We start from the raw sequence: 26295 nt of genomic DNA on the forward strand, positions 1-26295 counted from the left end.
CGTCCGACCGGGGCTGGACGTCGCGGCGGGGCAGGGCCATACTCGGCGCCGTCGAGTGCGTCCCTCATGGGACATGGGGGTGCCCCGGGACGCGCCGAGGGGGTTGTGATGACCGAGCGCGTCGCCGAACAGACCGCAGATTCATCGAAGAAGGGGTTCCTGGCTGCACTCGCAGCGGCCGTCTTCCTCAGTACCCAGATCCTCGCGCCGGGAGCGGGGGCTGGGGCGGCGACCATCGACGCCGACTACGTGGCCCAGGGCCCGAGCCCCATCACCGGCGGCCAGGTCGAGTCCGTGTCGCCGGACGACGAGGTCGCCGGCGCGGTGCACACCGTCGTCGCACACCCCGATGATCCCGACATCGCCTGGATCGGCACCGTCAACGGCGGCGTCTGGCGTACGAACGACGCGACGTCGGCGTCCCCGCATTGGACCCCGTTGACCGACCAGCAGTCCAGCCTCTCGATCGGCGCACTCGAACTCGACCCGACGGTCGCGAGCGACACCGTCCTCCTCGCCGGCATCGGCCGGGTCAGCTCCTTCGGCCGAACATCCGGACCGCTGAACGGGCTGCTCCGCACCGCGGACGCCGGTACGACCTGGACGCCGCTCGGCGCCGCCCAGCTCGCCGGGGAGAGCATCTCGGGCGTCGCGCCGCGAGGCGCCACGATCGTCGTCGCCTCGAACGCGAACAGCAACGTGTTCGGCGCAGGCCAGGGCGGCATCTTCCGCAGCACCGACGGCGGTGCGAACTTCACGCGCCTCTCGGGCAACGGCACCAGCGGCCTGCCGAACATCGGCGTGTTCGACCTCGTCGGCGACCCGTCCGATCCCACCGTGCTCTACGCGGGTTCCCAGCAGGGCATCTTCCGCAGCACGAACACCGGCTCGTCCTGGACGAACGTCACGAACCAGGTCACCGGCATCAACAACGCGACGACGAACAACCTCGAACTCGCAGTGCACGCCGACGGCGGCGACAACGTCGTCTATGCCGGCGTCGTGAACGGCGGCCAGCTGAACGGGCTGTGGCGCTCCACCGACCAGGGCGCGAACTGGACCCAGCTCGACACCCCGACGACGAACGAGGGCGGCGTGATCGTCGGCCTGCAGCCGCGCGAGAAGCCGGGCGGGCAGGGCGGCGTGCACTTCTCCATCCTCGCGGACGCATCCGATCCCGACGTCGTGTACCTCGGCGGCGACCGGCAGCCGCTGAACGGCGGCCCCAACACGGGCACGTTCCCGAACTCCATTGGTGCCGACGACTTCAGCGGGCGGCTGTTCCGATGCGACGCCGGCCTCGCCGCCGGCAGCCAGTGCGTGCCCCTGACCCACAGCGGCACGAGTGATGACAGCGCACCGCACGCGGACTCCCGCGAGATGGTCTTCGACGCCAACGGCGACATCCTCGAGGGCGACGACGGCGGCATCTATCGGCAGACCGACCCGTCGACCGGGAACGGCGAATGGCAGTCGCTGAACGGCGACCTCCAGATCAGCGAGCACCACTCGTGCGACTACGACAACGTGGGCGACATCATCCTCTGCGGCGATCAGGACACCGGGGCTCCCGAACAGTCCGCATCCGGCTCGACGAGCTGGGAGACCCTGAGCGCGGGCGACGGCGGATTCGTCGCCGTCAACGACACCGGAGCGGCATCCGTGCGCTTCAGCAGTTCGAACAGCCTCGGCGCCGGATCCTTCCTTCGCCGCGCCTGCACCGCGGCGAACGTCTGCGTGAATTCCGCTCCGGGCTTCAACGTGGTCGGGCAGGGGCAGACCCTGCAGCAGTTCGAGACGAACGCCGCAGGCAATTCCACGCTGCCGCTCTACACGCCGCTCGTGATGAACGACATCGACCGGACCCGGTTCATCGTCACCTCGAACCGCGTCTACGAGTCGACCGACTCGCTGGACAACCTCTCCATCATCGTGAACAGCCTCGGGGCAGGCGTCGGAACCACTCGCGCCATCGCCTACGGCGGCCGCGCCGGTGGATCCGACAACGCGGGAGTGCTCTGGTACGGCGACTCCAACGGCGGCCTGTTCCTCCGGAGCAGCGGCGCCGGCACGCCCGCCGCGCTGCCCGGGTGGACCAGCGGCGTCACCACGGACATCGTCCTGAACCCGGAGAACTGGGCCGACGCGTTCGTCTCCACCGCCACGCAGGTGATGCGCACCACGGACGCCGGCGGGACCTTCGCCGACGTGACCGGCAACCTCGCCACCGTGGCGCCGGGCGCGACGATCCGTTCGCTCGAGATCGTCCCGGTGCCGGGCATGAACGTGCTCGCGCTGTTCGCCGGTACCGACACCGGCGTCTTCATGAGCCAGACGCAGAACCTCGGCGTCTGGGCCGAACTCGGCGCAGGACTGCCGAACGTGGTGTCGTTCGACCTCACCTACGACGCCGGCGACGACGTGCTGCTCGTCGGCACGATGGGTCGCGGCAGCTGGCTCGTCGAGGACATCTCCGATGTCATCCCGATCGCAGACCTGCGCGTCGACAAGTCGGACTCCCCCGACCCGGTGATCGCCGGAGAGGAGCTGTTCTACACGATCACCGTGACGAACGACGGCCCGGTTGACTCGGCCGGCGTCGTCGTCGTGGACGATCTGCCGGACGACCTCGACTACCTCTCCGACGATGGCGACTGCACGTACGACGCCGTCGAGCACCGGCTCACGTGCGCCGTCGGCGACATCCCCGCCGGCGAGTCGCGAGAGATCGTCGTGAAAACCCGCGTCCACTCCGACACCGTCGTGGACGAGGACGACGGCACGCTCCGGATCGAGAACGTCGTGACGGTCTCGGGCGCGAGCGTCGACGACGACCTGACGAACAACTCCTCCACCGAGTACACGTTCGTCCAGGAGCGCAGCGACCTCGCCGTGACCAAGGTCTGCAAGCCCGACGACGAGCTCCCCGCGGGCGAGACGGGCACCTGCACGATCTTCGTCGACAACCTCGGGCCGTCGTCCGCCCGCGACATCGTCGTGACCGACACCAACCTGAGCGACGGCGTGTTCTCGTTCGGCGCGATCACCCCGAGCCAAGGGTCGTGCGGCGTGAGCGCCGGCGTGGTGACGTGCCAGATCGGCGATCTGGCCGCGGCCTCGCCGTCGGCCGGCGGCAGGGCGACGATCACGGTGGAGGTCTCCGCGACGGAGGACGTCGACATCAACGACGTGGTCCGCGTGAGCTCGCCGACACCGGATCCGGATCAGTCGAACAACGAGGCGCAGGAGTCCATCAGCGTGATGGCCGTCGCGGATCTGTCGATCGACAAGACCGGGCCGCCCACCGCGATCGCCGGGACGGAGATCACCTACACACTCGCGATCGAGAACCACGGACCGTCCACCGCCCAGGGCGTGGTCGTCACCGACGCGGTCTCGATCGGGGTCACGATCGTCTCGGTGGCCGGGTCCGGCGGAGGTTCCTGCAACGCCGGCGTGCCCGGCGATGCCGCGCGACCGAGCGAGTGCTCGTTCGGCAACCTCGCCCCGGGAGCGACGCGCACCATGACCGTCGTGGTCCGGATCCTTCCCGAGTTCACGGGTGAACTGCACGACGACGCGCGCGTCGGAAGTGCGACCTTCGACAACGACCTGTCGGACAACCTCGACACGGTGGTGACCGACGTCTCCGCATCCGCGGACCTGTCAGTCGTGAAGACGGACTCGCCGGACCCGGTGCTCGCGGGTGACGACCTCACCTACACGATCACCGTGCGGAACGACGGTCCGTCCACCGCGACGTCGGTGCTCCTGACCGACGACCTGCCCGACGGGACGACGTTCGTGGAGGGCGTCGACGGCAACGGCACCACGGTGTGCGCACTCGTCCAGGTCGGCACGGTCGTGTGCGACCTCGGCGATCTCGCCCCGGGCGAGAGCACGACGGTCTACCTGACGGTCACGGTCGATCCGTCCCTCCCGCCGGACGCGGTGCTCTCGAACACTGCGACGGTGTCCTCCGACACGCCCGATCCGGACGCATCGGACAACGAGGCGACGGAGACGACGGAGGTCGACACGGCAGCGGACCTGTGGCTGGACAAGACCGCCGAGATGCGGTCGGGCAACCCGGCGCCCGTGATCGTGTTCACGCTCACGGTGCACAACGACACCGGTTGCGAGCAGGACGCGCAGTCGACGCCGTCGCCGAACTGCGGCACGGGCGGCCCGTCCGATGCCCAGGACATCGTGGTGGTCGATGACCTGCCGCTGACCGCGAAGAAGCTCGTGGTGCAGTACGTCTCGCCGCAGTGCACCTACGACTCGGCGGCCCACGAGGTGACGTGCACCGCCGGGACGGTGCCCGCCGGGGCGAGCGTGCAGTTCGTGATCGAGGCGCAGGCCAACGGCAGCGTCGGAACGATCCAGAACGATGCGGATGTGACGAGCGCGACACCCGACCCCGACACGGGCAACAACGCCAACGCCGCGACCATCGTGGTCAAGGGCGGCACCGGGAAGGGCAAGGGCGGCAAGGGCTGATCCGCCGCCCGGACGCGCCGCGGCGGGGCCGACCCGAACCGGTCCCGCCGCGGGGCTCGTCGATCGTCAGAACACCGGAACGCCACCGCGCACGAGTCGCCAGTTCTCGACGTGGAAGTCGGCCGGGTCGATGACGCCCGCCTCCGAGGCGTACGAGACGATGGCCTCGCGGATGGCGACCTGCGCGTTGTACACGACCGGTGCCGTCGCGATGTGCGGGAATCCGCCGCCGCCGGACTGCCGGTAGTTGTTGACCGCGACGAGGAACTGCTGGCCCGCCGTCACCTCGGCGCCCTCGTAGGTGACGTTCGTGATCCGCGAGCCCACCGGCTGCGAGATGTCGACGTCGTAGTCGATCCCCGAGAACTGGTCGTAGTTGTAGTCGGGCGTGCCGAGGTTGTTCGTCCAGGACGCCGGCGAGACGGGCGCGGCGGGGTCGACCTGCACGAAGTACTTCGCCGAGTACTCGAGGTACTCGATGATCTGCGCGCCGGTGAGGACGGACGCGAGCAGGGTGTTGTCGTAGATGTAGAGCCCCGCGACATCCTTGATCGTCACCTGGCCCGCCGGGAAGGTCGCGGCCCGGTTGAACGGCGCGGCGATCGACACGATCGGCAGGGATGCCTCGGGCGAGCCCGCCACGGCCGCCGCGACGGTCGCCGTCTGGACCGCGTTGACGTAGTCGAGGATCGCCGTGTCCTTCCAACAGGCCTCGGCCGCCGAGAGCGCTTCGCTGGAGGTCGCGACCGGCGTGTTGACGTACGTCACGACGGCGTCGTGCTGCGACCGGATTTCCGAGACGAGCGCCGGGTCGTCGACGACGGTGTTCGTGTTGACCGTGAGCGCCGCGGCGTCGGCGACGCTCCACTTCCCGCGGGCGAACTCGAGCTCGAGGTCGAACACGCTGACCCGCTGGCCCCAGTTCTTCGGCTCGCTCATGATGACCTGCCGGCCGGTCGTCGCGTTCGTGACGAACCGCTCCGGGACGTCGCGGTGCGCGTGCCCGAACAGGATCACGTCGATGTCGGGCACCTGCTCGGCCACGAGCGCCGCGGCGTTCTCGACGGGCAGGTCGTCGCCGTACGACGAGGTGCCGCTGTCGCCGGAATGCGCGCTGACGACGATGATGTCGGCGCCGTCCCGCTTCATCACGGGCACCCAGCGCGCGGCCGCCTCGACGAGGCCCTGCACCTCGATCCGCCCACTCACGTTCGCCTTGTCCCAGATGACGACACCGGGGTTGGTGAGGCCGAGCACGCCGACGCGGACGGGCGGTCGCCCCTTCACCTTCATCGTCTTGATCGTGTACGGCGTGAAGGCGGGCACCTTCGTTCCGGCGTGCACCGCGTTCGCGGCGAGCACGTCGGCGTCCATCTGGCCGATCCAGTAGTCGAGGAACTCGAGGCCGTAGTTGAACTCGTGGTTGCCGAGCGCGACGGCGTCGTAGCCGATCGCATTCATCTGGGCCGCGATCGGGTGGACGGCTCCGGACTCGTTCACCGGGTCGACCAAGGCGTAGTAGAAGCCGAGCGGCGAACCCTGGATGGTGTCGCCGGCGTCGAAGAGCAGGGTGTGCTCGCGGCCGCGGTCGGCGCGGATCTGGTTCACGACGCTCGAGACGCGAGCGAGGCCGATCGCGTTGCCGGCGCTGTCGCTGTAGGTCGCGTCCTTGTAGTAGTCCCAGTTGACGGCGTTGCTGTGCAGGTCGGACGTGCCCATGATCGTGATCTTCACGTTGCCGTCGCGCGGCGCGGCCTGTGCGGCTGCAGGCCAGCCGGCTGCGGCGAGCACGCTCGCGGCCGATGCGCCGATGAGCACGTTGCGTCGACTGAGACCGGATGCCGCGGGGGCGACCTCCTCGTCGGGAACGGCGCAGGAGCACCAGCGCGGGGCGGGTTCGGGGTGGTGTGGGTGCTGAGGGTCCGTGTGTCGGGTCATGGGATCAGATGTGACCACAACAGGTGCGATGTCGACAAGGGGTCGAGCGGGAATTCACCGTGCTCATTCGCGCACGGGAACGCCGATGGCGGGGCCGGCCGGAGCCGACCCCGCCATGCGGGCGAGCGAGTCCGCGAGCGTCAGCGAGCGACCTCGCCGTCGACGTAGTCGTCCTCGCTGACCTGCGTCCAGGCGAACAGCTTGCGCAGTTCGCGGCCGGTGGTCTCGATGGGGTGGCCCTCGCCCTTCGCGCGGAGCTCGAGGAATTCCTTGGCGCCGTTGTCCTGGTCGTCGATGAAGCGCTTGGCGAACGCGCCCGACTGGATGTCGGCGAGCACGGCCTGCATGTTCTCCTTGACGTGCGGGTCGATGACGCGGGGGCCCGAGACGTAGTCGCCGTATTCGGCGGTGTCGGAGACCGACCAGCGCTGCTTCGAGATGCCGCCCTCCCACATGAGGTCGACGATGAGCTTCAGCTCGTGGAGCACCTCGAAGTAGGCGATCTCGGGCTGGTAGCCGGCCTCGGTGAGGGTCTCGAAGCCGTACTGCACGAGCTGCGAGACGCCGCCGCAGAGCACGGCCTGCTCGCCGAACAGGTCGGTCTCGGTCTCCTCGGTGAAGGTCGTCTTGATGACGCCCGCGCGGGTGCCGCCGATGGCCTTGGCGTACGACTTGGCGAGGTCCCACGCGGTGCCCGACGCGTCCTGCTCGACGGCGATGATGTCGGGGATGCCGCGGCCCGCGACGAACTCGCGACGCACCGTGTGACCGGGCGCCTTCGGCGCGACGAGGATCACGTCGACGCCCTCGGGCGCCTCGATGTAGCCGAAGCGCACGTTGAAGCCGTGGCCGAAGACGAGCGTGTCGCCTTCCTTCAGGTTGTCCTTCACCGACTCGGCGTAGATGTGGCGCTGGAACTGGTCGGGAGCGAGGATGACGACGACGTCGGCCCAGGCCGCGGCATCCGCGACGCTCTTGACCTCGAAGCCGGCCTCCTCGGCCTTCTGGGTCGACTTCGACCCCTCCTTGAGGCCGATGACGACCTCGACGCCCGAGTCGCGGAGGTTCTGCGCGTGCGCGTGGCCCTGCGAGCCGTAGCCGATGACGGCGACCTTCTTGCCCTGGATGAGCGAGAGGTCGGCGTCCTTGTCGTAGTAGATCTCAGCCATTGCGGTTCTTTCTCCTTGGGTGGGGTTCAGGTGACGGATGTCGCGGCGCGATGCCGTGTCATCCGCTGGTCAGTTCTTGAAGACGCGTTCGGTGATGGACTTGCCGCCGCGCCCGATGGCGAGGAGGCCGGACTGCGCGATCTCCTTGATGCCGTAGGGCTCGAGGACCTTCAGGAGCGCGTTGGTCTTGCCGGAGTCGCCGGTGACCTCGATCACGAGCGCGTCGGTCGAGACGTCGACGACGCGGGCACGGAAGAGGTTGACCGCCTCGAGCACGGCCGACCGGGTGGTGTTGTCGACGCGCACCTTGATGAGCAGGTGCTCGCGCTGCACCGACTGGGCGGGGTCGAGCTCGACGATCTTGATGACGTTGACGAGCTTGTTCAGCTGCTTCGTGACCTGCTCGAGGGGCAGGTCCTCCACGTCGACCACGACGGTGATGCGGCTGAGGCCGTCGATCTCGGAGTGGCCGACCGCGAGCGACTCGATGTTGAAGCCGCGTCGGGCGAACAGCCCCGCGACGCGGGTCAGCAGGCCGGGCTTGTCCTCGACGAGGAGGGAGAGCACGTGGGTCGACATGTTCAGTCCTCCTGGCTGAAGGCCGGCGAGTGGTCGCGGGCGTACTGGACGTAGGAGTTGGAGACGCCCTGCGGGACCATCGGCCACACCATGGCGTCGGCGGAGACGACGAAGTCGATCACCACCGGGCGATCGTTGGTCTCGAGCGCGAGCTTGATCGCGTCGTCGACCTCCTCCTGCGTCGTGACCCGGATGCCGAGCGCGCCGTAGGCCTCGGCCATCTTCACGAAGTCGGGCACGCGCACGGTGTCGTGCCCCGTGTTCAGGTCGGTGTTGGAGTACCGGCCGTCGTAGAACAGGGTCTGCCACTGCCGGACCATGCCCAGCGAGGAGTTGTTGATCACTGCGACCTTGATCGGGATGTCGTTCAGGGTGCAGGTCGCGAGTTCCTGGTTCGTCATCTGGAAGCAGCCGTCGCCGTCGATCGCCCACACGGTGCGGTTCGGCTCGGCGACCTTGGCGCCCATCGCGGCGGGGACCGCGTAGCCCATGGTCCCGGCGCCGCCGGAGTTCAGCCACGAGTTCGGCCGCTCGTACTTGATGAACTGCGCGGCCCACATCTGGTGCTGGCCGACGCCCGCGGCGTAGACGCCCTCGGGGCCGGTGAGTTCGCCGATCCGCTGGATCACGTACTGCGGCGCGAGCAGCCCGTCGGTGGTCGGCGAGAAGCCGAGCGGGTACTCGGTGCGGAGGCCGTCGAGCGTGGCCCACCACTCCTCGAGGTCGGGCGCACCGGTCTTCTTCGTGACCTCGGTGTAGGCGGCGAGCAGGTCGACGAGGACCTCCTTCGCGTCGCCCACGATCGGCACGTCGGCTGCGCGGATCTTGCCGATCTCGGCCGGGTCGATGTCGACGTGCACGACCTTCGCATCCGGAGCGAAGAGTGCGGCCTTGCCGGTGACGCGGTCGTCGAAGCGGGCGCCGAGCACGATGAGCAGGTCGGACTCCTGCAGCGAGAGCACCGCCGGGACCGTGCCGTGCATGCCCGGCATGCCGAGGTGCTGCGGGTGCGAGTCGGGGAACGCGCCGCGCGCCATGAGCGTCGTGACGACCGGCGCCTTCGTCGCCTCCGCGAGGGCCTTCAGCTCGTCGGACGCGCCGGCGCGGATGATGCCGCCGCCGACGTAGAGGACGGGCCGCTTGGCCTCGGCGATGAGCTGCGCGGCCGCGAGCACCTGCTTGCCGTGCGCCTTCGTGATCGGCCGGTAGCCGGGCAGGTCCATCTTCGGCGGCCACGAGAACGCGAAGGTCGCCTGCTGCGCGTCCTTCGTGATGTCGACGAGCACGGGGCCGGGTCGGCCGGTCGAGGCGATGTGCGCCGCGGCGGCGATGGTCGCGGGGATCTCCTCGGCGCGCTTGACGAGGAACGAATGCTTCGTGATCGGCATCGTGATGCCGACGATGTCGGCCTCCTGGAATGCGTCGGTGCCCATGAGGTTCGAGAACACCTGGCCGGTGATCGCGAGCAGCGGCACCGAGTCCATGTGCGCGTCGGCGATGGCGGTGACGAGGTTCGTCGCGCCGGGGCCCGAGGTCGCGATGGCGACGCCGAGCTTGCCGCTCGAGGACGCGTAGCCCTCGGCGGCGTGGCCCGCGCCCTGCTCGTGGCGGACCAGGATGTGCCGCAGGCGGCGGCTGTCGAGCAGCGGGTCGTAGACGGGGAGGATCGCACCGCCGGGCAGGCCGAACACGTCGGTGATGCCGATGAGCTCGAGCGATCGCACGACCGCCTCGGCTCCGGTGAGCATCTCGGGCCCGTTCTGGGACTGCGACAGGGTGGCGGGCGATGGCACGGGGTTGGCTTCCGTGGTCATTCGATTCCTGTTCATGGTGATGGTGGGTTCGGGGACAGGCGAGAGCCTCAGCCCGTGGTCGCGCCTTCGGCTGCGGAGCGCACGAGCTTGGAGTACTTCGCGAGGACGCCTCGGGTGTAGCGCGGGGGAAGCGGAGCCCAGCCGTCGCGGCGGGCTGCCAGCTCGGTTTCGTCGACCAGTAGGTCGATGGAACGAGCCGCGATATCGACCCGAATCAGATCACCATCGCGCACGAAGGCGATCGGACCTGCGTCCACCGCCTCGGGTGCCAGATGGCCGATGCACAGGCCGGTTGTGCCGCCTGAGAATCGACCGTCCGTCAAGAGTAGTACATCCTTTCCGAGCCCAGCGCCCTTGATGGCGGCCGTGATGGCGAGCATCTCGCGCATGCCGGGGCCGCCCTTCGGACCCTCGTAGCGGATCACGACGACGTCGCCGTGCTTGATCTCGCCGGCGGTCAGGGCGTCCATCGCCGCGCGCTCGCGCTCGAACACGCGCGCCGGGCCCTCGAAGGTCGCGGCGTCGAAGCCGGCGGTCTTCACGACCGCCCCCTCGGGCGCGAGCGAGCCGTGCAGGATCGTGAGTCCGCCGGTCTCGTGGATCGGGTTGTCGAGCGTGCGGAGCACCTCGCCGTCGAGCGGCGCGATGTCCATCTCGGCGAGGTTCTCGGCGAGCGTCTTGCCCGTGACCGTGAGCGCGTCGCCGTGCATGAGGCCCGCGTCGAGCAGCGCCTTCATGAGCACGGGCAGGCCGCCGCGGCGGTCGACGTCGTTCATGACGTACTTGCCGAAGGGCTTCAGGTCGCCGATGTGCGGCACCTTCGATCCGATGCGGTTGAAGTCGTCGAGCGTGAGCTCGACGTCGGCCTCGCGCGCGATCGCGAGCAGGTGCAGCACGATGTTCGTCGAGCCGCCGAGCGCCATGCCCACGGCGATGGCGTTCTCGAACGCCTTCTTGGTGAGGATCTGCCGCGCGGTGATGCCCTGCTTCAGGAGCTCGACGACGGCCTCGCCCGAGCGGTGCGCGTAGTAGTCGCGGCGCCGGTCGGCCGACGCGGGCGATGCCGATCCCGGCAGTGAGAGGCCGAGCGCCTCGGCGACGGAGGCCATGGTGTTCGCGGTGTACATGCCGCCGCAGGCGCCCTCGCCCGGGGCGAAGGCGCACTCGATGCGCTTGGCGTCGGCCTCGCTCATCTTGCCGGCCTTGACCGCGCCGACCGCCTCGAACGAGTCGATGATCGTGATGTCCTTCTCGGTGCCGTCGGAGAGTCGCACCCATCCGGGGGCGATCGAGCCGGCGTAGAGGAAGACCGAGGCGAGGTCGAGCCGGGCGGCGGCCATGAGCATGCCCGGGATCGACTTGTCGCAGCCGGCGAGCAGCACCGAGCCGTCGAGGCGCTCGGCCTGCATGACGACCTCGACCGAGTCGGCGATGACCTCGCGCGACACGAGCGAGAAGTGCATGCCCTCGTGGCCCATCGAGATGCCGTCGGAGACCGAGACGGTGCCGAACTGCAGCGGGTACCCGCCGCCGCCGTGCACGCCCTCCTTCGCGGCCTGCGCGAGGCGCGCGAGCGAGAGGTTGCAGGGCGTGATCTCGTTCCACGAGCTCGCGATGCCGACCTGGGGCTTGTCCCAGTCGGCGTCGCCCATCCCGACCGCGCGGAGCATCCCGCGGCTGGTGGTGGCCTCGATGCCATCCGTGACGACGCGACTGCGGGGCTTGGGATCGATCTCCGACATGGGTCGAGTCTACGGGCCGCCGGATACCGGTTTCGCCGCGGGTCCGTCGCTCGCAGCGGCATCCGTTCGCCACGGTGTCGAGGGCGGGGCGGATGCCGCGGCGCGCCCGTCTCAGCGGGCGGCGTCGCGCGCGTCGGCGATGAGCTCCAGGAGCTCGGCGACGTCGTCGGGACCCTTCAGCCGGTATGCGGCGAGGGACTTGCCCTGCCCCACCTTGACGCCCACGTCCTCGCCGCCGAGCACGGCGAACGCGTCTTCGTCGGTGACGTCGTCGCCGACGTAGATCACCGCGTCGGCGCCCGCGTGCTGGCGGAGTCGAAGCAGCGCCTCGCCCTTGTCGCTCGCGCGCACCGCGAACTCGAGCACGTTCTTGCCGGTGCGGGTCGCCAGGCCCGGCAGGGCCAGTTCGACCTGCTCGCGTGCGGAACGCTGGAGGGCGGCGCCCGCGCTGGCGCCGAGCTTGCGCGTGTGCAGCGCGATGCCTGCGGGCTTGCGTTCGACCCAGGCGCCGTCGGCGGCGGAGGCCGCCTCCTCGACGATCTCGATGAGCTGCTCGAGGCGCGTGAGCTCGCCCTCGCGGAGGTCGATCGTCACCCCGCCGGCGTCGAGCTGGAGCTCGACGCCGTGCGACCCGCTGAGCAGGGCGGCGACAGGAGGTTCGGCGACCTCCTTCAGGCTCGCGAGCGCGCGCCCCGAGACCAGGGCGACCCGCGTGTCCTCGTGCTCGGCCATCCGTTCGACGGCCGCCCGGGCGCGTTCCGTTGCGCGGGCGTCCTCCGGTCGGTCGACGATCGGTGCGAGCGTGCCGTCGAAGTCGAGCGCGACGAGCACGCGCGGGGCTTCGACGAGCCGCGCGATCGCCATGCGGAGCGGTTCGGGCACGCCCGGGTCGATCTTGCCCACTCCCGTGAGGGTCTCGAGGAACGTCGCCGACCAGTTCGCGACGTCGTTCTCCCTGACGCGCTTGCGGAGCACGCGCATGCGTCGGGCGCGCTCGCGCTTGGGCATCTCCGCCGCCTCGACCATCGCGTCCTTCAGCCCGTCGATGTCGTGCGGGTTCACGAGGATCGCCTGTCGGAGCTCGTCGGAGGCTCCGGTGAACTCGCTGAGGAGGAGCACGCCGTCGTCGTCGTACCGGCTCGCGACGTACTCCTTCGCGACGAGGTTCATGCCGTCGCGAAGCGCGGTGACGAGCATGACGTCGGCCGCGAGGTAGAGGGCCGCCATCTCCTGTCGCGGGTAGCCGTGGTGGAGGTAGGTGATCGCGGGGTGCCCGAGCGTCGAGTAGTCGCCGTTCAGTCGGCCGACCGTGAGCTCGATCTCGTCGCGCAGCTGCCGGTAGGTCTCGACGCGTTCGCGCGACGGGCTCGCGACCTGCACGAGCGTCGCGTGCTCGACCGAGAGCCGGCCGTCGCGGAGCAGCTCGCCGAACGCCTTCATGCGGTGGCGGATGCCCTTCGTGTAGTCGAGGCGGTCGACGCCGAGCATCACGATGTCGGGGTCGCCGAGGCTGCGACGGATGGCGCGGGCGCGTTCCTGCACCTCGGGCTTCCTCGCGAGCTCCTCGAAGGCGGCCGCGTCGATCGAGATCGGGAAGTGGCGCGCGACGACGTGGCGCACCCCGCCGTCCTCTGCGGGGACGTCGACCACGGTGCCGCGCGTCTTGTACCCGAACAGGCGCCGGACCGCGCGCGAGAAGTTCCCGGCATCCGCTGCCCGCTGGAACCCGATCACGTCGGCGCCGAGGAGGCCTTCGACGACCTGACGCCGCCACGGCAGCTGCGAGTAGATGCCGTAGGCGGGGAACGGGATGTGGTTGAAGAAGCCGATGATGAGGTCGGGTCGGCTCTCGCGGAGCATGCGCGGCACGAGTTGCAGCTGGTAGTCCTGGACCCAGACGACGGCGCCCTCGGCGGCCGCCGCCGCGGCGGCGTCGGCGAACCGGCGATTCACGGCGACGTACGCCTCCCACCACTCGCGGTGGAAGCTCGGCCGCGCGATGACGTCGTGGTACAGCGGCCAGAGGGTGTCGTTCGAGAAGCCCTCGTAGTACTCCTCGATCTCCTGAACGGAGAGCGGAACCGGCACGATCGAGATGCCGTCGTGCTCGAACGGCGCGAACTCGCGGTCGGCGACGCCGGCCCAGCCCACCCACGCGCCGTCGTTCGCTCGCATCACCGGCTCGAGCGCCGTCACCAGTCCGCCCGGCGATGACTTCCACTGCGTCTCTGCGCCCTCGCCCCCGACGTAGTCGACGGGCAGGCGGTTGCTCACCACGACCATGTCGTAGATGGGATCGATGTCTGGCTCGGTCTCGGAGTCGGTGGCGGGCTTCACGTCGTCGGATCCTCCTGGCGGCTCGCGACTCAGGCTAACAGTCGAAGGTCCCCACCCGATCCCCAGCCGTCGGGGCTAGACTTCGAGCCTCATGATCCCGATCGGTATGAGCACCACCTGCGTGTATCCCCTCGAACCCGAGCAGGCCTTCCGCATCGCGAAGGACGCCGGGTTCGATGGCGTGGAGATCATGGTCACCCAGGAGGTGACCACCCAGGACCCCGAGGCCCTGATCGAGATGTCGGAGCGCTACGACCTTCCGATCCTCTCGATCCACGCCCCGGTGCTCCTGCTCACGCATTTCGTGTGGGGCCGCGACCCTCGCGTCAAGCTGGCACGCACGGCCGAGCTCGCGAAGGCGGTCGGCGCCGACAGCGTCGTCGTCCACCCGCCGTTCCGCTGGCAGGCGAGCTACGCGCTCGAGTTCCTCTCGATCGTCCGCACCCTCTCCGAGGAGCACGGGGTGGCGATCGCGGTGGAGAACATGTTCCCCTGGCGTGCCGCCGGCCGGAACATGAAGGCGTACGCGCCGGGCTGGGACCCGCGGCAGATGGACTGCGACGCGGTGACCCTCGACTTCTCGCACGCCGCGCTCTCGGGCACCGACAGCATGCAGCTCGCGACCGACCTCGGGGATCGCCTCCGCCATGTGCACCTGTGCGACGGGTCGGGCGCGATCGGCGAAGGCCAGATCTTCGACGAGCACCTGCTGCCCGGCAAGGGCAGGGAGCCCGTGGCCGAGGTCCTGCGGATGCTCGCCGACCGCGACTGGGACGGCTCGATCGTCGCCGAGGTCAACACTCGCAAGGCGAAGACCGAGGCCGAGCGGCTCGAGATGCTGCGCGAGACCGTCGCGTTCGCGCGCGAGCACACCGCAGTCGCACCGGCGGCGGAGGCCGCGGAGCCGGCCGCCGCGTCGCCGTTGCGACGCGTCATCGACGCCATCACCCCCGGCCGCAGCTCCTAGGGCGAACCGCCGGGCGGCAGCCCCGGGCGGCGGCGCCCGGGCCGCCACCCGTCGGCGCCGCCCGATCAGTCAGGCGGTGGCGGGCGCGAGTCGCGGTGCCGAACGGATGCCGCGACGGCGCGAGACCACGATCGCCGTGCCCGCGACGCCCAGCACCCCGAAGAGCATCAGCGCGCCCGCCGCGGCCCAGACGCCCGAGCCGCCGGCACCCGACACGATGAGCTGCATGCCCTGGACCGCCCAGGTGAGCGGCAGGAACGGGCTGATCGCCTGGTAGGGGCCGCTCACGATCTCGAGCGGGTACACCCCGCCGGATGCCGCGAGCTGGAGCACCACGAGCACGAGCGACACGACCGTGCCGATCCGGCCGAGCCAGGCGCTGAGGAACGCGTGGATCGCCGTGAACACGACGGCGAGTAGCGCGGAGAACGCCAGGGTCTGCGGAAGCAGCGACCAGGCCACGCCGAGCACGGTGTGCATGAGCAGGACGACCGCGGCTGCCTGGGCGAGCCCGATGAGCGAGCCGCGGAAGAGCGTGCGCGCGACGAGCCGTCCGGTCGGCGCGGTCGACTCGAGCGCCTCCCGGCGGAGCGGACGGAAGACGAGGAACAGCGTCATCGCGCCGAGCCAGAGGCCGATCGGGCCGATGAGCATCGCGACGACCTCACCGAACGTCGAGATCTCGTTGTCTCGCGTCGCCTGCGCGACGACCGGGTCCGCGACGACGCCGGCGGTCTCCTCGGGGTCGAGCCCTTCGAGGGAGGCCGTGCCCTCTGCACCTTGCGCGAGCCCGTCGGCGAGTTCGCCCGTGCCGTCGGCGAGCTGGGCCGCTCCGTCGGCGGAGGCCGCGGCGGCGTCGCCCAGCTGGGCGAGGCCGCTCGCGATGCCGCTCACGCCCGATGCGAGGCCGTCGGCCCCGTCGCGGAGCGCGGGCGAGCCGGCCGCGGCCTGCGACGCACCGCCCGAGAGCTGGGAGATGCCGGACTGCAGGCCGTCGATGCCCGAGCCGGTGCCGGACACGAGCGCCGCACCGCCGGCGGCGAGCTCGTCGAATCCGGTCGCGGTGCCGGCGCGGAGCGCGTCGCCGCCGGCGACGAGCTTCGTGAAGCCGTCGGCCGTGCCGACCTGCAGCTCGCCCCCGCCGGCCACGAGCTGGTCGAACGTCGCGTCGGTGCCGGCGACGAGGTCGGCACCGCCGTCGGCGGCCTCGTGCACGCCCGCGACGTACTGCGCGATCGCCGCCTGGAGCGCGGCCCCGCTCGGGTCGGCGGCGAGCAACGCGGGCACGGATGCCGCGAGCTGGTCGCCGGCGGTCGCGAGCTGGCCGATGCCGTCGACGTAGTCGGACGTGCCCTGGGCGAGCCCGTCGCCGGCGAGGCCGATGCCGTCGACGTAGGCCGCGATGCCCGCGTCCACGCCGGCGCCGGCCGTCTTCACTCCGGAGACGTACTGCGCGATGCCGTCGTCGATCCCGGCGCCGGCCTGCGCGACGCCGCCGACGTACTGCGAGACGCCCGACGTGATGCCGTCGAGTCCGCCCGCCTCGGCGTCGAGCGTGCCGAGCCCGCCCGCGAGCTGCTCGACGCCCGACGTGTACCGGCCGACACCCGACGCGTACGCGGCGGCGCCGTCGGCCGCCTGCGCGGTGCCGTCGGCCGCCGAGCCGATGCCGCCCGCGAGCTGGTCGAGACCGGTCGCGAGCGAGTCCGCGCCGTCGGCGAGCTGCCCCGCGCCATCCGCCGCATCGCCGAGCGACCCGCCCACCTGCACGAGGTTGCCGTACAGCCCCTCGAGGTACTGGGTCGTCAGTTCGTGGCCGAACGTCGTCGCGATCGCGTCGCCGACGGTCGCACCGATCGTGCCCGCGAGGTAGCTGTGCGCGTCGTCGGTGCGGATGTCGAGCGCCGCCGTCGTCGGCGCGTCGCCCGCGAGGGAGGTGACCGAGGCCGAGAAGTCGGCGGGAATCGTCAGCACCGCGTAGGCGTCGCCGTCGGCGAGCGCGGCAGCGGCCTCCTCGTCGTTCGAGATCGTCCAGTCGAAGCCGGTGTCGCCGTCGCCCGTGAGCTCGGTCACGAGCAGGCGGCCGGCGAGCACGGGCTGCTCCTCGCCGTCGGGCGTGGTCGTCGTCACCATCTCGTCGTTGTTGACGACGATCGCGGGGATCGCGTCCATGCGCTCGTCGGCGCCGCCGATCGCGCCGGCGACGAGGCCGGCGACCGCGAGCGGAACGGCGATCACGGCCGCGAGGAGCGCGGCGCGGCGGCCTCTGCGGCGGGCCGCGGGTGCGGCCTGGGCGGCGGCGTCGGTGCGGGTCATCGGAGTGCCTCCATGGGGCGGGTGGCGAGGTCGATCGAGCGGATGCCGCGGGGCTCGAGCGCTGCGGTGGCGGCGTCGAGGTCGGCGTCGGGGTCGGCGGTCGCGATGAGCACGACGCCGGGGGGAACGATGCGGTCGAGGGCTGCCCAGGCGGCGGCCGATCCGGAGAGCCCGTCGAAGTCGACGACGACGGCCCTGGGGTGCTCGGCGAGCGCCGCCGACACCGTCACGAGCAGCCGGTCGAGCGCGTCGAGCGACGCGATCGGCGTGTCGGGGTCGATCGTGCGCGAACGGCGGAGGGCCCCGTCTCCCGGTGCGGTGCGCGCATCGGCGACGCGGCGGAGCGCCGCGTCGACGGCCGACCCGGTCGAGTCGAGGCGGTACCACGCGCGGGTCGCGTCGGACCGGGCGGCGATGAGTTCGCCCGCGGTCCCCGCGGCCGCGGCATCCGCTGCCCCGTCGGCGATCGCGACGCGGCGCATGACCGTGCCGGCGTCGATCGGGATCGGCGCGTCGAGCACGGCGAGTCGTCCGCCCGCGGGGAGGACGCGCCCGGCGAGCGTGGCGGCGACGAGGCGTCGTTCGGCCGGTTCGCCGAGCACGACCAGTGCCCCGCCGCGCGGCAGGCTCACCGAGATCGGGCCGATCGGCGCGGCCGGGTCGCCGACGAGGAGGTCCTCGGCGAGCACGTCCGCGTTGCGCGCGGCCGCCCACTCCGACTCCGCGAGGTGGGCGCGCAGGCCCTCGCCCTCGATGTCGACGTCCGGGAGGATGCGTCCGAGCCACTTCGGCAGCCACCATGCGCCGCGGCCGGCGAGCGCCATCGCGGCGGGGACCAGCGTCATCCGCACCAGGAATGCGTCGAACGCGACGCCGACGGCGAGCGCGAATGCGATGCCCTTGATCACCCCCGTGCCCTCCGGCACGAAGGCGAAGAAGACGAAGAACATGATGAGGGCGGCCGCCGTGACGACGCGCGCAGCGTGCTGGAAGCCGTGCACGATCGAGTTCCGCGCATCGCGCGTCTTCACGAACTCCTCGCGCATGCCGGAGACGAGGAACACCTCGTAGTCCATGGCGAGGCCGAAGAGCACGGCCATGAGCAGGATCGGCAGGAAGCTCAGGATCGGCCCGGGCTCGATGTGCATGAGGTCGGCGAGCCATCCCCACTGGAAGACAGCGACCGTGAGCCCGATCGCGCCGAACGCCGAGAGCAGGAAGCCGAGCGCAGCCTTGATCGGCACGAAGATCGACCGGAACACGATGAGCAGCAGGACGATCGAGAGCCCGACGACGATGAGCGCGAACGGCACGAGGGCGTCGTTCAGGCGCTGCGAGATGTCGATCGAGACGGCCGTGTAGCCGGTCACCGCGATCGGGGTGCCGAATTCGTCGACGATGTCGTCCTCGAGGGCGCGGATGTCCTGGACGACCTGCTTGGTCTCGGGGTCGGTCGGCGCCGAGTCGGGGATGACCTGGATGATCGCCGTGTCGGCGGTCTCGTTCGGCAGCCCCTGGCCGACGTAGGCGACGCCGTCGACGTCGGCCAAGCGGTCGCCGATGGCGTCGAGGTCGTCGAAGATGTCGGTCGTCTGCGTGATGTCGACCGTGACGATGAGCGGGCCGTTGTAGCCGGGGCCGAAGCCCTCGGCGATCATGTCGTAGGCCTCGCGCTGGCTGGTTCCCTCCTCGCCCTGGCCCCCGGGCAGGTTGAGGTCGAGGCTCGCTGCGGGGATGGCGGCCGCACCGAGGAGTCCGACGACGAGCAGCACGAACACGACGGGCGCCTTCAGCACGGTGTCGACCCAGCGGCGTCCCATGGTCCGGGTGCCCGAGTCGTCCGAGGCGACCGCGCGGCGCTGCGCACGGCTGCCGGGCTTCGGCGCGAGTCGTCCCTTGGCGAGGCCGAGCAGCGCGGGCAGGAGCGTGGTCGCACCGAAGACGGCGACGAGGACCGCGAACGCTGCGCCGACGCCCATGACGCTGAGGAACGGGATCCCGACGACGAGGAGGCCGAGGAGCGCGATGATCACGGTGAGGCCGGCGAACACGACCGCGCCGCCCGCGGTCGCGACCGACTCCGCCGCGCTCTCCTCGGGGTCCATGCCTCGCGCGAGCTGGGTTCGGTGCCGCGACAGGATGAACAGCGCGTAGTCGATGCCGACCGCGAGGCCGATCATGACGGCGAGCATCGGCGCGGTGCTCGAGACCGTCGCGAACGCGGCGACCAGCGAGATGCCGCCGTAGGCGGTGCCGACGCCGACGAGCGCGGTGAGCAGCGGCATCCCGGCGGACAGCAGCGAGCCGAAGGTGATGAGCAGCACCACGCCCGCGAAGATCACGCCGAACGCCTCGGTGATCGTGAGGCCGAAGGTCGTCTCCTGGAAGACCTCGCCGCCGAACGCGACCTCGAGGCCCGCGTCGCGGCCGATCTCACCGCTGGCGATCACGGCGTCGATCTGCTCATCCGTGACATCCGTCACCTGACCGTCGAACTGCACCTGGATGTAGGCCGTGCGGGCATCGCCCGAGACCTGGTCGCCCGCGTACTCGTCGAACGGACCCAGGACGCTCGCGACACCGTCGACGTCTTCGAGTTCGGACTCCATCTCCTCGATGGCGTCGCGGTACGGGGCGTTCTCGACCGAGTCGCCCTCGGGCGCCTCGACGACGGCCTTCGCCGATGCGCCGGCGGTCTGGGGGAAGACGGCGGCGAGCTGGTCGATCGCATCCTGCGATTCGGTGCCGGGGATCGCGTACGACTCCTGGAGCTGGCCGCCGAGGCCGATGCCGGCGCCGACCAGGCCGCCGAGGGCGATCACCCAGGCGACGATGACGATCCAGGCGCGGCGGTAGGCGAAGCGTCCGATGCGGTGCAGGAGGAGGGCCACGGTTCTCTCTCAGTTGCTGGTGGTGCGGGCAGGGGTGAGGATGTCGGCGATGATCCGGCGGAGGGAGTCGCGGAGCTCGTCGTCGGTGGGCAGGGTCGACTCGTCGGCGAACGTCCGACCTGCGGTGAGGAGGAAGGCGGCGCCGCCGAGGGCGATGCCGAAGCGCACCTGGTCGTCGACGCTCTCGCGCTCCTCGCAGACGGCGACCGCGAGGCGGCGCACGGCGACGTTCGCGCGGGCGATGATCGGGAGTTCCGCGAGGCTCTGGCCCTGGGTGAGGAAGACGTGGACGGCCTCGCGGTGCTCGAGCAGGAGGTCGACGACGCGGTCGACGAGGTCGTGACGGCGCGCGCGACCGCGACCGGCGAGGAAGGCCTCGAGGACGTCCTCGAAGCCGGCGACGGCGGGCTCGATCGCCGCCTCGAGCAGGGCCTCCTTGGAGGCGAAGTGGTAGAGCACGCTCGACTTGGAGTACCCGGCCTCGTCGGCGACGTGCTGGAGCGAGGTGCCGGCGAAGCCGACGGTGGCGAACTGCTCGAGGGCGGCGTGCTTCAACTCGTCGGCGGCGCGCACGCGCGTCGGCGTTCTCGCATCGGTGGGCATGCGATCGACGCTAGTTGACCGATCGGTCAGAGACTGCACGATCGGTCAGACTCGTGGCGTTCTCACAGTCTGCGCCGCGCGCGTCAACCGGTCGCGCGAGCCGATCCGGACGCGATAGCGTTGCGGGATGCGCAAGTACCTCTTCAGTGGAGCGGTCCTGAGTTCGCTGTTCGGCGCGGTCGGAGTCATCCGGGCGACGCAGGCGGGGCCGCGCGACTGGAGGCTCGTGCTCATGTGGGTCTCGTGGGCCGCAACGCTCGCCATCGCGATCGGAACGGTCGCCGACGAGCAGAAGCGACGCGAGCTGGCCGAGTAGCCTCGGCCGACCCGTACCGTCCGCGTCCGACGGCTCGGCGCCCTCGCGGCGTGTCCGAGCCCGGGGGGTCGCCGCGTGACGGACACTGGACGAAACGCCGTCCGACAGAGTCCGCCACCCGTTCCGACCGAGAGGACACCGATGTTCCGCCGCTGGCGCCGCGCACGGCTCGCCGCACAGGCCGCAGCCCACACCGCACCCGCGCCCTCGCCCCGCGCAACCGCCGCAGACCTCCGTGGCGAGCACATCTTCGAACTCGTCAACGCCCGCCTGTCGCGGTTCATCGGCCCGGACGGCCAGTGGTCCCTCGTTCGCCGGCAGGCGGACGACTCCGACCGCATCTTCCAGGCGATGCTGACCCACCAGATCGCCGCCGAGGTCACGCGCGCCATCCTCGAGGAACGCGAGCAGGTCGCCGTCGTCGTGCCCGCCGACGAGACGTCGCACGCCTTGAGCTGGACGCCGGCCCCGCTCGTGATGTGGGCCGACCCGGTCGAAACGAGCGAGACGGATGCCGCGGAGCCGGCGTTCGGCGCCGACAACGTCGCCGAACTGCCCGTCGAGGAGCCCGCCCGCGCCGCGTGACCAGCGTGATCGGCGTCGTGCGATGAGGTCCGTGGATTCCTTCGTGGACCGCTCCGAGCGCTACTCGCTCGGCGTCGAGCAGGATTCCGCCACCGCCTACCTCTCGATCCCCGTGTCGAGCAGCCTCACCGACTACGAGGAGTACTACGCGCTGAGCGCCGAGGAGTACTCAGCCTTCGTCGCCGACGCGAACGCGGCGCGCGCCTTCGCGGAGGAGTGCCGACGCCGCGCGCACGATGAGCGCCTGATGCTGAAGCCGGGTTGGAATCGCGGCACGCCCTAATCGTTCAATCGTTCGGCGGGCGGTCGACTCGCGCTCGCGCCTTCCGCTGCTCACGAATTGCCGCGATCGCGCTGATCGCGGCAAGTCCGAACGCCACGTATGCAACCCACTGCCGATAGCCACCCCAGGCGAGAAGGGCAAGGCCCGCGAGGGTGACGAGGATCGGTGCTGCCCACGAGACTGCGACGAACAGTCTGTGTGCAGCGCGGGGCTCCAGGGGTCGTTGCGGCACGAGCCAAGTATCGGGCAAGCCATGCGTGTGATCGGATACCTGCAGGTCTCGATCCTCGGGGCAGGAGTACCGGTGCGCGGGGGCCGGTGTCGTCAGCATCGGTGGGTGCAGCGGGGTTCGCACCCGCCAATGGTGACGACACTCTCGAATGACGCGGGCCCGCGGCCGACGGCGACCTCGGCGCTCCAAAATCCCGCGGTGTTTGTTGTACGGCCACCTCGCGCGGCGCCTCCCCCGCGATTCGTAGCGTGAACGACACGGGCATCCCCGCCCCTCACGCCGACCGATGGGAACCGCATGACCGCCGCACCCGGCTCCGTCGCCGCGCCCGAGCAGCGCCGCGCCCGCACCTCCGCTCGCGACCTCGCGCAGATCGCCGTCTTCGCCGCGCTCATCGCCGCACTCGGCCTGCCGGGCGCGCTCTACCTCGGCGGCACCGCGGTGCCGATCACGTTCCAGACGCTCGGCGTCATGCTCGCCGGCGCGATCCTCGGTGCGCGCAAGGGCGCACTCAGCGTCCTCCTGCTGCTCGTGCTCGTCGCGGCGGGACTGCCGCTGCTGTCGGGCGGACGAGGCGGCCTCGGCGTCTTCGTCGGCCCATCGGTCGGCTACCTGGTCGGGTGGATCTTCGGCGCGCTCGTGATCGGGTGGTTCACGGCCCGCCTGCTCCCCCGCTACCGCATCGTGCCCGCACTCGGCGCGACCGCGCTCGGCGGCATCGTCGTGATCTACCTCGTCGGCGTCCCGGTGTTCGCCGCGATCACCGGCACCCCGCTCGGCGTCGCCATCGCGGGGTCCGCGATCTTCCTCCCCGGTGACCTCCTGAAGGTCGTCGTGACCGTGCTCGTCGCCACGGGCGTGCACCGTGCGTGGCCCGGGCTGATCGAGCCGCGCCCATGGCCGTGGAAGCGGACCGCCGTGGGGGCGACCGCCGCGTGATCGACCGGCTCGGCGCATTCGGCGACCGCATCGCACTCTCGTTCGGCGGACGAAGCGTCCGCGCCGACGAGCTCGCGCGTGCGGTCGCCCGTGCCGAGCTGCCCGCGGGGCGAGGACCGGTCGGATGTCGCGCCGACGCCGACCCCGTCGCCGCCATCACGACCGTGCTCGCCGGCCTCGATCGGGGTCGCCCGGTGCTCGTGGGCGCCACGCAGGCCGACACCGACCGCGTCGCCGACGACCTGCCGCCGGACACCGGGCTCGCCCTCACGAGCTCAGGCTCGACCGCGGCCGACGGCCGGCCGCGGATCATCGCTCGCACCGCCGAGTCCTGGCTCGCGTCCGCCGAACCGCTCGCCGAGCTCGCCGGGCTGGGGCCCGACGACCGCATCGGGGTGACGGGCCCGCTCTCGGTCTCCATGCACCTCTACGCGGCGCTGCACGCGCTGTGGATCGGCGCGACGGCGACCGACCAGCTCGCCTCGGCGAGCGCGCTGCACGCCACGCCGACTCGCCTCGCACGACTCCTGTCGTCCGATGCGGCACCGCCACGCACGGCGATCGTGGCGGGCGCGGCACTCCCGGACCGGCTGAGGCAGCAGGCCGCGGCGCGCGGCATCCGCCTTGTCGAGTACTACGGGGCCGCCGAGCTGTCGTTCGTGCTCGCCGCCCGCCACGACCCGGGCGACGATGCCGACGCCGGCCTCGCACCGTTCCCCGGCGTCGAGGTCGACCTGCGAACGGTCGACGCGGGGCTCGAGGTCTGGGCGCGATCGCCTTACCTCGCACTCGACGTCGTCGGCGGGCGGATGCGTCGCGACGACGACGGGTTCGCGACGGTCGGCGATCTCGTCGAGCGCACTGCCGCCGGCGGGGTGCGCGTGCTCGGCCGCGGCGATTCGGCGATCATCACGGCGGGCGCGACCGTGCTCGCCGAGGACGTCGAAGCGCACCTGACGGCGCTGCCCGGCGTGCGCGACGCCGCAGTCGTGGGCGAGCCGCACGACCTGCTCGGCGAGCGCATCGTCGCGGTCGTCGAACTCGACCCCGGCACCCGGCTCGAGACCGTCGCGGATGCCGCCCGCGCCGCACTCTCGCCGGTCGAGCTCCCCCGGCGGTGGTTCGCCGCCGACCTGCCGCGCACCCCGTCGGGCAAGCCCGCACGCGGGCGGCTGCGCGACGAGATCATCGCCGGGCGGCTCGGAACGGGGCATCCGCGGCCCTTCATCGACCGGAGGGACGCATGATCCGCGACCAGGCGCCCGTGATCGTCGCGGCGCGACGCACCGCCGTCGGCACCGCGGGGCGCGCCTTCGCCGGCCATACGGTCGACGCGCTCGCCGCCCCGGTGCTCGCCGCGGTCGCCGCCGAGATCGCGCCGGCAGGCGTCGCGGTCGACGACGTCGTCCTCGGCAACTGCATGGGCCCCGGCGGCGACCTCGCGCGGGTGGCGGCGCTGCACGCGGGCCTCGGCGCGCACGTGCCGGGCGTGACCGTCGACCGGCAGTGCGGGTCGGGGCTCGACGCGGTGATCCAGTCGTCGTCGCGTGTGCGCGCCGGCGACGCCCGGCTCGTGCTCGCCGGCGGCGCCGAATCGGCGTCGACCGCGCCGCACCGGGTGTGGCCCGAGACGGGCGAACGCTACACGCGCGCGCCGTTCGCGCCGGCCGGCCTCCCCGACCCCGACATGGGGCCGGCGGCCGAGCACCTCGCGCAGGTGCGCGGCATCGGCCGCCAGCGACAGGACGCCTGGGCCGCACGCTCCCACGCCCGAGCCGCCGCCGCCCGCGACGGCGGGCGGTTCGACGCCGAGGTCGTCGCGGTCGACGGCGTCGCGCGCGACGACCGTCCGCGCGCCACGATGGATGCCGCGATGCTCGCACGGTTCGCACCGGCGTTCGGGCTCGGCGGCGTGACAGCCGCTCGCGACGCCGAGGGCACCGTCACCGCCGGCAACTCGTGCGGGTTCTCCGACGGCGCGGCCGCGATGGCGGTGACGACCGCCGACCTCGCACGCGACCTCGGACTGCCCGCGCTCCGCGTGCGGGCCGCCGCCGTCGCCGCGGGCGACCCCGCCCTGCCCGGACTCGGCGCCGCGTGGGCCGGCCGACGCGCGCTCGAGCGCGCGGGGATGACGGCCGCGGACCTCGGATTCGTCGAGATCACCGAGGCCTTCGCCGCGCAGGTGCTGGCAGTGAGCGACGAGCTCGGACTCGACGAGGAGACGCTCTCGGGCGACGGCGGTGCGATCGCGCTCGGCCACCCCTGGGGCGCGTCCGGCGCGATCCTGCTGGTGCGCCTCGCCGCTCGCATGGCGACCTCCGACGACGCGCGCGCGGGCCTCGCGGCATGCTCGATCGGCGGCGGGCAGGGCGTCGCGATGATCGTGGAGCGTGTCGCATGAGCGCCATCCGCTTCGACGGCGTCAGCCACCGCTTCGACGACGACCTCGTCGTCGACGACGTGACCCTCGAACTCACCGAGCGGCGCATCGGGATCGTCGGCGCCAACGGCTCGGGCAAGTCGACGCTCGCCCGCATGATCAACGGGCTCGTCGTGCCGACCGCCGGCACGGTCACCGTCGACGGCCTCGACGTCGCCCGGCACGGGCGCGAGGTGCGCCGCCGGGTCGGGTTCGTGTTCACGAACGCCGACACGCAGATCGTGATGCCCACCGTCCGCGAGGACGTCGCCTTCACGCTCCGCCGGCACCGGCTGGATGCCGCGACCGCCGCCGCACGCGTCGAGGCCGTGCTCGACCGCTTCGGGCTGACCGACCTCGCCGACCGACCGGCGCACCGCCTCTCCGGCGGGCAGAAGCAGCTGCTCGCCCTCGCCGCCGTGCTCGTCGGCGAACCCGCGATCGTCGTGGCCGACGAGCCGACGACGCTGCTCGACGCCCGCAACGCGCGCCGCATCGCCGAGCACTTCGCCGCACTCGACGAGCGCCTCGTCGTCGTCAGCCACCAACTCGAGCTGCTCGAGTCGTTCGACCGCGTCATCGTGATGGAGGCCGGCCGGGTCGTCGCGGACGGCCCGCCCGAGCACGCGCTCGACGCCTACCGGGCACTGATCGGATGA

18 protein-coding genes are annotated in these 26295 nt (G+C 71.5%); 9 read left to right on the forward strand and 9 right to left on the reverse strand.

What is annotated here, in order from left to right:
- The first annotated feature begins 108 nt into the window (after positions 1-108).
- Complete coding sequence (locus tag ACIQH8_RS12965; protein WP_400999245.1) at positions 109-4503, forward strand: hypothetical protein; 4395 nt, start codon at positions 109-111, stop codon at positions 4501-4503.
- 66 nt (positions 4504-4569) lie between these two features.
- Here ACIQH8_RS12965 and ACIQH8_RS12970 read toward each other — a convergent pair whose 3' ends face one another.
- The 6 genes from ACIQH8_RS12970 to ACIQH8_RS12995 form a co-directional block, all read right to left on the reverse strand.
- Positions 4570-6441: a 5'-nucleotidase C-terminal domain-containing protein gene (locus ACIQH8_RS12970; RefSeq protein ID WP_400999247.1), complete on the reverse strand. Its 1872-nt coding sequence runs from the start codon at positions 6439-6441 to the stop codon at positions 4570-4572.
- A 140-nt stretch (positions 6442-6581) separates the two neighbouring features.
- Positions 6582-7610, reverse strand: a complete 1029-nt coding sequence (gene ilvC, locus ACIQH8_RS12975; protein ID WP_400999249.1) for a ketol-acid reductoisomerase — start codon at positions 7608-7610, stop codon at positions 6582-6584.
- Between the two features lie 69 nt (positions 7611-7679).
- Entirely contained in the window at positions 7680-8189 is a 510-nt protein-coding gene (gene ilvN / locus ACIQH8_RS12980; protein WP_400999252.1) for an acetolactate synthase small subunit, read from the reverse strand.
- A 2-nt stretch (positions 8190-8191) separates the two neighbouring features.
- Positions 8192-10003 (reverse strand): acetolactate synthase large subunit, encoded by a 1812-nt coding sequence (locus ACIQH8_RS12985; protein ID WP_400999254.1) that lies wholly within the window; start codon positions 10001-10003, stop codon positions 8192-8194.
- 47 nt (positions 10004-10050) lie between these two features.
- Positions 10051-11745, reverse strand: a complete 1695-nt coding sequence (gene ilvD, locus ACIQH8_RS12990; RefSeq protein WP_400999256.1) for a dihydroxy-acid dehydratase — start codon at positions 11743-11745, stop codon at positions 10051-10053.
- 111 nt (positions 11746-11856) lie between these two features.
- Positions 11857-14028, reverse strand: coding sequence for a bifunctional alpha,alpha-trehalose-phosphate synthase (UDP-forming)/trehalose-phosphatase (locus ACIQH8_RS12995; protein ID WP_400999833.1), 2172 nt, complete (start codon positions 14026-14028; stop codon positions 11857-11859).
- A 160-nt stretch (positions 14029-14188) separates the two neighbouring features.
- Between ACIQH8_RS12995 and ACIQH8_RS13000 the strand changes: the two genes are divergently transcribed.
- Complete coding sequence (locus ACIQH8_RS13000; protein ID WP_400999258.1) at positions 14189-15049, forward strand: sugar phosphate isomerase/epimerase family protein; 861 nt, start codon at positions 14189-14191, stop codon at positions 15047-15049.
- 69 nt (positions 15050-15118) lie between these two features.
- On the opposite strand, the gene ACIQH8_RS13005 is transcribed toward ACIQH8_RS13000, so the two are convergent.
- The 3 genes from ACIQH8_RS13005 to ACIQH8_RS13015 are packed head-to-tail and all read right to left on the reverse strand — an operon-like array spanning position 15119 to position 20859.
- Positions 15119-17365: a YhgE/Pip family protein gene (locus tag ACIQH8_RS13005; RefSeq protein ID WP_400999260.1), complete on the reverse strand. Its 2247-nt coding sequence runs from the start codon at positions 17363-17365 to the stop codon at positions 15119-15121.
- Complete coding sequence (locus ACIQH8_RS13010; RefSeq protein WP_400999262.1) at positions 17362-20256, reverse strand: MMPL family transporter; 2895 nt, start codon at positions 20254-20256, stop codon at positions 17362-17364. Before ACIQH8_RS13010 ends, ACIQH8_RS13005 begins: the two co-directional genes overlap by 4 nt.
- A 9-nt stretch (positions 20257-20265) precedes the next feature.
- Positions 20266-20859, reverse strand: a complete 594-nt coding sequence (locus tag ACIQH8_RS13015) for a TetR/AcrR family transcriptional regulator (RefSeq protein WP_400999264.1) — start codon at positions 20857-20859, stop codon at positions 20266-20268.
- 127 nt (positions 20860-20986) lie between these two features.
- Here ACIQH8_RS13015 and ACIQH8_RS13020 point away from each other — a divergent pair, with 127 nt between their 5' ends.
- The 7 genes from ACIQH8_RS13020 to ACIQH8_RS13050 all read left to right on the forward strand — a co-directional run bounded on the left by ACIQH8_RS13020 (position 20987) and on the right by ACIQH8_RS13050 (position 26295).
- The gene (locus ACIQH8_RS13020; RefSeq protein ID WP_155049931.1) at positions 20987-21175 is read left to right on the forward strand and encodes a hypothetical protein; all 189 of its coding nucleotides are present in this window, start codon (positions 20987-20989) and stop codon (positions 21173-21175) included.
- A gap of 141 nt (positions 21176-21316) precedes the next feature.
- Positions 21317-21760 (forward strand): hypothetical protein, encoded by a 444-nt coding sequence (locus tag ACIQH8_RS13025; RefSeq protein ID WP_400999267.1) that lies wholly within the window; start codon positions 21317-21319, stop codon positions 21758-21760.
- Between the two features lie 31 nt (positions 21761-21791).
- The gene (locus tag ACIQH8_RS13030; protein ID WP_400999269.1) at positions 21792-22043 is read left to right on the forward strand and encodes a hypothetical protein; all 252 of its coding nucleotides are present in this window, start codon (positions 21792-21794) and stop codon (positions 22041-22043) included.
- A 529-nt stretch (positions 22044-22572) separates the two neighbouring features.
- Positions 22573-23214 (forward strand): biotin transporter BioY, encoded by a 642-nt coding sequence (locus ACIQH8_RS13035; RefSeq protein WP_400999271.1) that lies wholly within the window; start codon positions 22573-22575, stop codon positions 23212-23214.
- Complete coding sequence (locus ACIQH8_RS13040) at positions 23172-24461, forward strand: class I adenylate-forming enzyme family protein (RefSeq protein WP_400999273.1); 1290 nt, start codon at positions 23172-23174, stop codon at positions 24459-24461. The genes ACIQH8_RS13035 and ACIQH8_RS13040 overlap by 43 nt, the downstream gene beginning before the upstream one ends.
- Positions 24458-25618, forward strand: coding sequence for a thiolase family protein (locus ACIQH8_RS13045; RefSeq protein WP_400999275.1), 1161 nt, complete (start codon positions 24458-24460; stop codon positions 25616-25618). The genes ACIQH8_RS13040 and ACIQH8_RS13045 overlap by 4 nt, the downstream gene beginning before the upstream one ends.
- Complete coding sequence (locus ACIQH8_RS13050) at positions 25615-26295, forward strand: energy-coupling factor ABC transporter ATP-binding protein (protein ID WP_400999277.1); 681 nt, start codon at positions 25615-25617, stop codon at positions 26293-26295. Before ACIQH8_RS13045 ends, ACIQH8_RS13050 begins: the two co-directional genes overlap by 4 nt.

The sequence above is a fragment of the Agromyces sp. GXQ0307 genome, assembly GCF_044769845.1.
In the GTDB taxonomy this organism is placed as follows: domain Bacteria; phylum Actinomycetota; class Actinomycetes; order Actinomycetales; family Microbacteriaceae; genus Agromyces.

Excerpts from the sequence above, each read along its gene's own strand:
- ACIQH8_RS12965 (WP_400999245.1), top strand. The coding sequence starts at position 109 with ATGACCGAGCGCGTCGCCGAACAGACCGCAGATTCATCGAAGAAGGGG.
- ACIQH8_RS12970 (WP_400999247.1), bottom strand. The coding sequence starts at position 6,441 with ATGACCCGACACACGGACCCTCAGCACCCACACCACCCCGAACCCGCC.
- ilvC (WP_400999249.1), bottom strand. The coding sequence starts at position 7,610 with ATGGCTGAGATCTACTACGACAAGGACGCCGACCTCTCGCTCATCCAG.
- ilvN (WP_400999252.1), bottom strand. The coding sequence starts at position 8,189 with ATGTCGACCCACGTGCTCTCCCTCCTCGTCGAGGACAAGCCCGGCCTG.
- ACIQH8_RS12985 (WP_400999254.1), bottom strand. The coding sequence starts at position 10,003 with ATGACCACGGAAGCCAACCCCGTGCCATCGCCCGCCACCCTGTCGCAG.
- ilvD (WP_400999256.1), bottom strand. The coding sequence starts at position 11,745 with ATGTCGGAGATCGATCCCAAGCCCCGCAGTCGCGTCGTCACGGATGGC.
- ACIQH8_RS12995 (WP_400999833.1), bottom strand. The coding sequence starts at position 14,028 with ATGGTCGTGGTGAGCAACCGCCTGCCCGTCGACTACGTCGGGGGCGAG.
- ACIQH8_RS13000 (WP_400999258.1), top strand. The coding sequence starts at position 14,189 with ATGAGCACCACCTGCGTGTATCCCCTCGAACCCGAGCAGGCCTTCCGC.
- ACIQH8_RS13005 (WP_400999260.1), bottom strand. The coding sequence starts at position 17,365 with ATGACCCGCACCGACGCCGCCGCCCAGGCCGCACCCGCGGCCCGCCGC.
- ACIQH8_RS13015 (WP_400999264.1), bottom strand. The coding sequence starts at position 20,859 with ATGCCCACCGATGCGAGAACGCCGACGCGCGTGCGCGCCGCCGACGAG.
- ACIQH8_RS13020 (WP_155049931.1), top strand. The coding sequence starts at position 20,987 with ATGCGCAAGTACCTCTTCAGTGGAGCGGTCCTGAGTTCGCTGTTCGGC.
- ACIQH8_RS13025 (WP_400999267.1), top strand. The coding sequence starts at position 21,317 with ATGTTCCGCCGCTGGCGCCGCGCACGGCTCGCCGCACAGGCCGCAGCC.
- ACIQH8_RS13035 (WP_400999271.1), top strand. The coding sequence starts at position 22,573 with ATGACCGCCGCACCCGGCTCCGTCGCCGCGCCCGAGCAGCGCCGCGCC.
- ACIQH8_RS13040 (WP_400999273.1), top strand. The coding sequence starts at position 23,172 with ATGGCCGTGGAAGCGGACCGCCGTGGGGGCGACCGCCGCGTGATCGAC.
- ACIQH8_RS13045 (WP_400999275.1), top strand. The coding sequence starts at position 24,458 with ATGATCCGCGACCAGGCGCCCGTGATCGTCGCGGCGCGACGCACCGCC.
- ACIQH8_RS13050 (WP_400999277.1), top strand. The coding sequence starts at position 25,615 with ATGAGCGCCATCCGCTTCGACGGCGTCAGCCACCGCTTCGACGACGAC.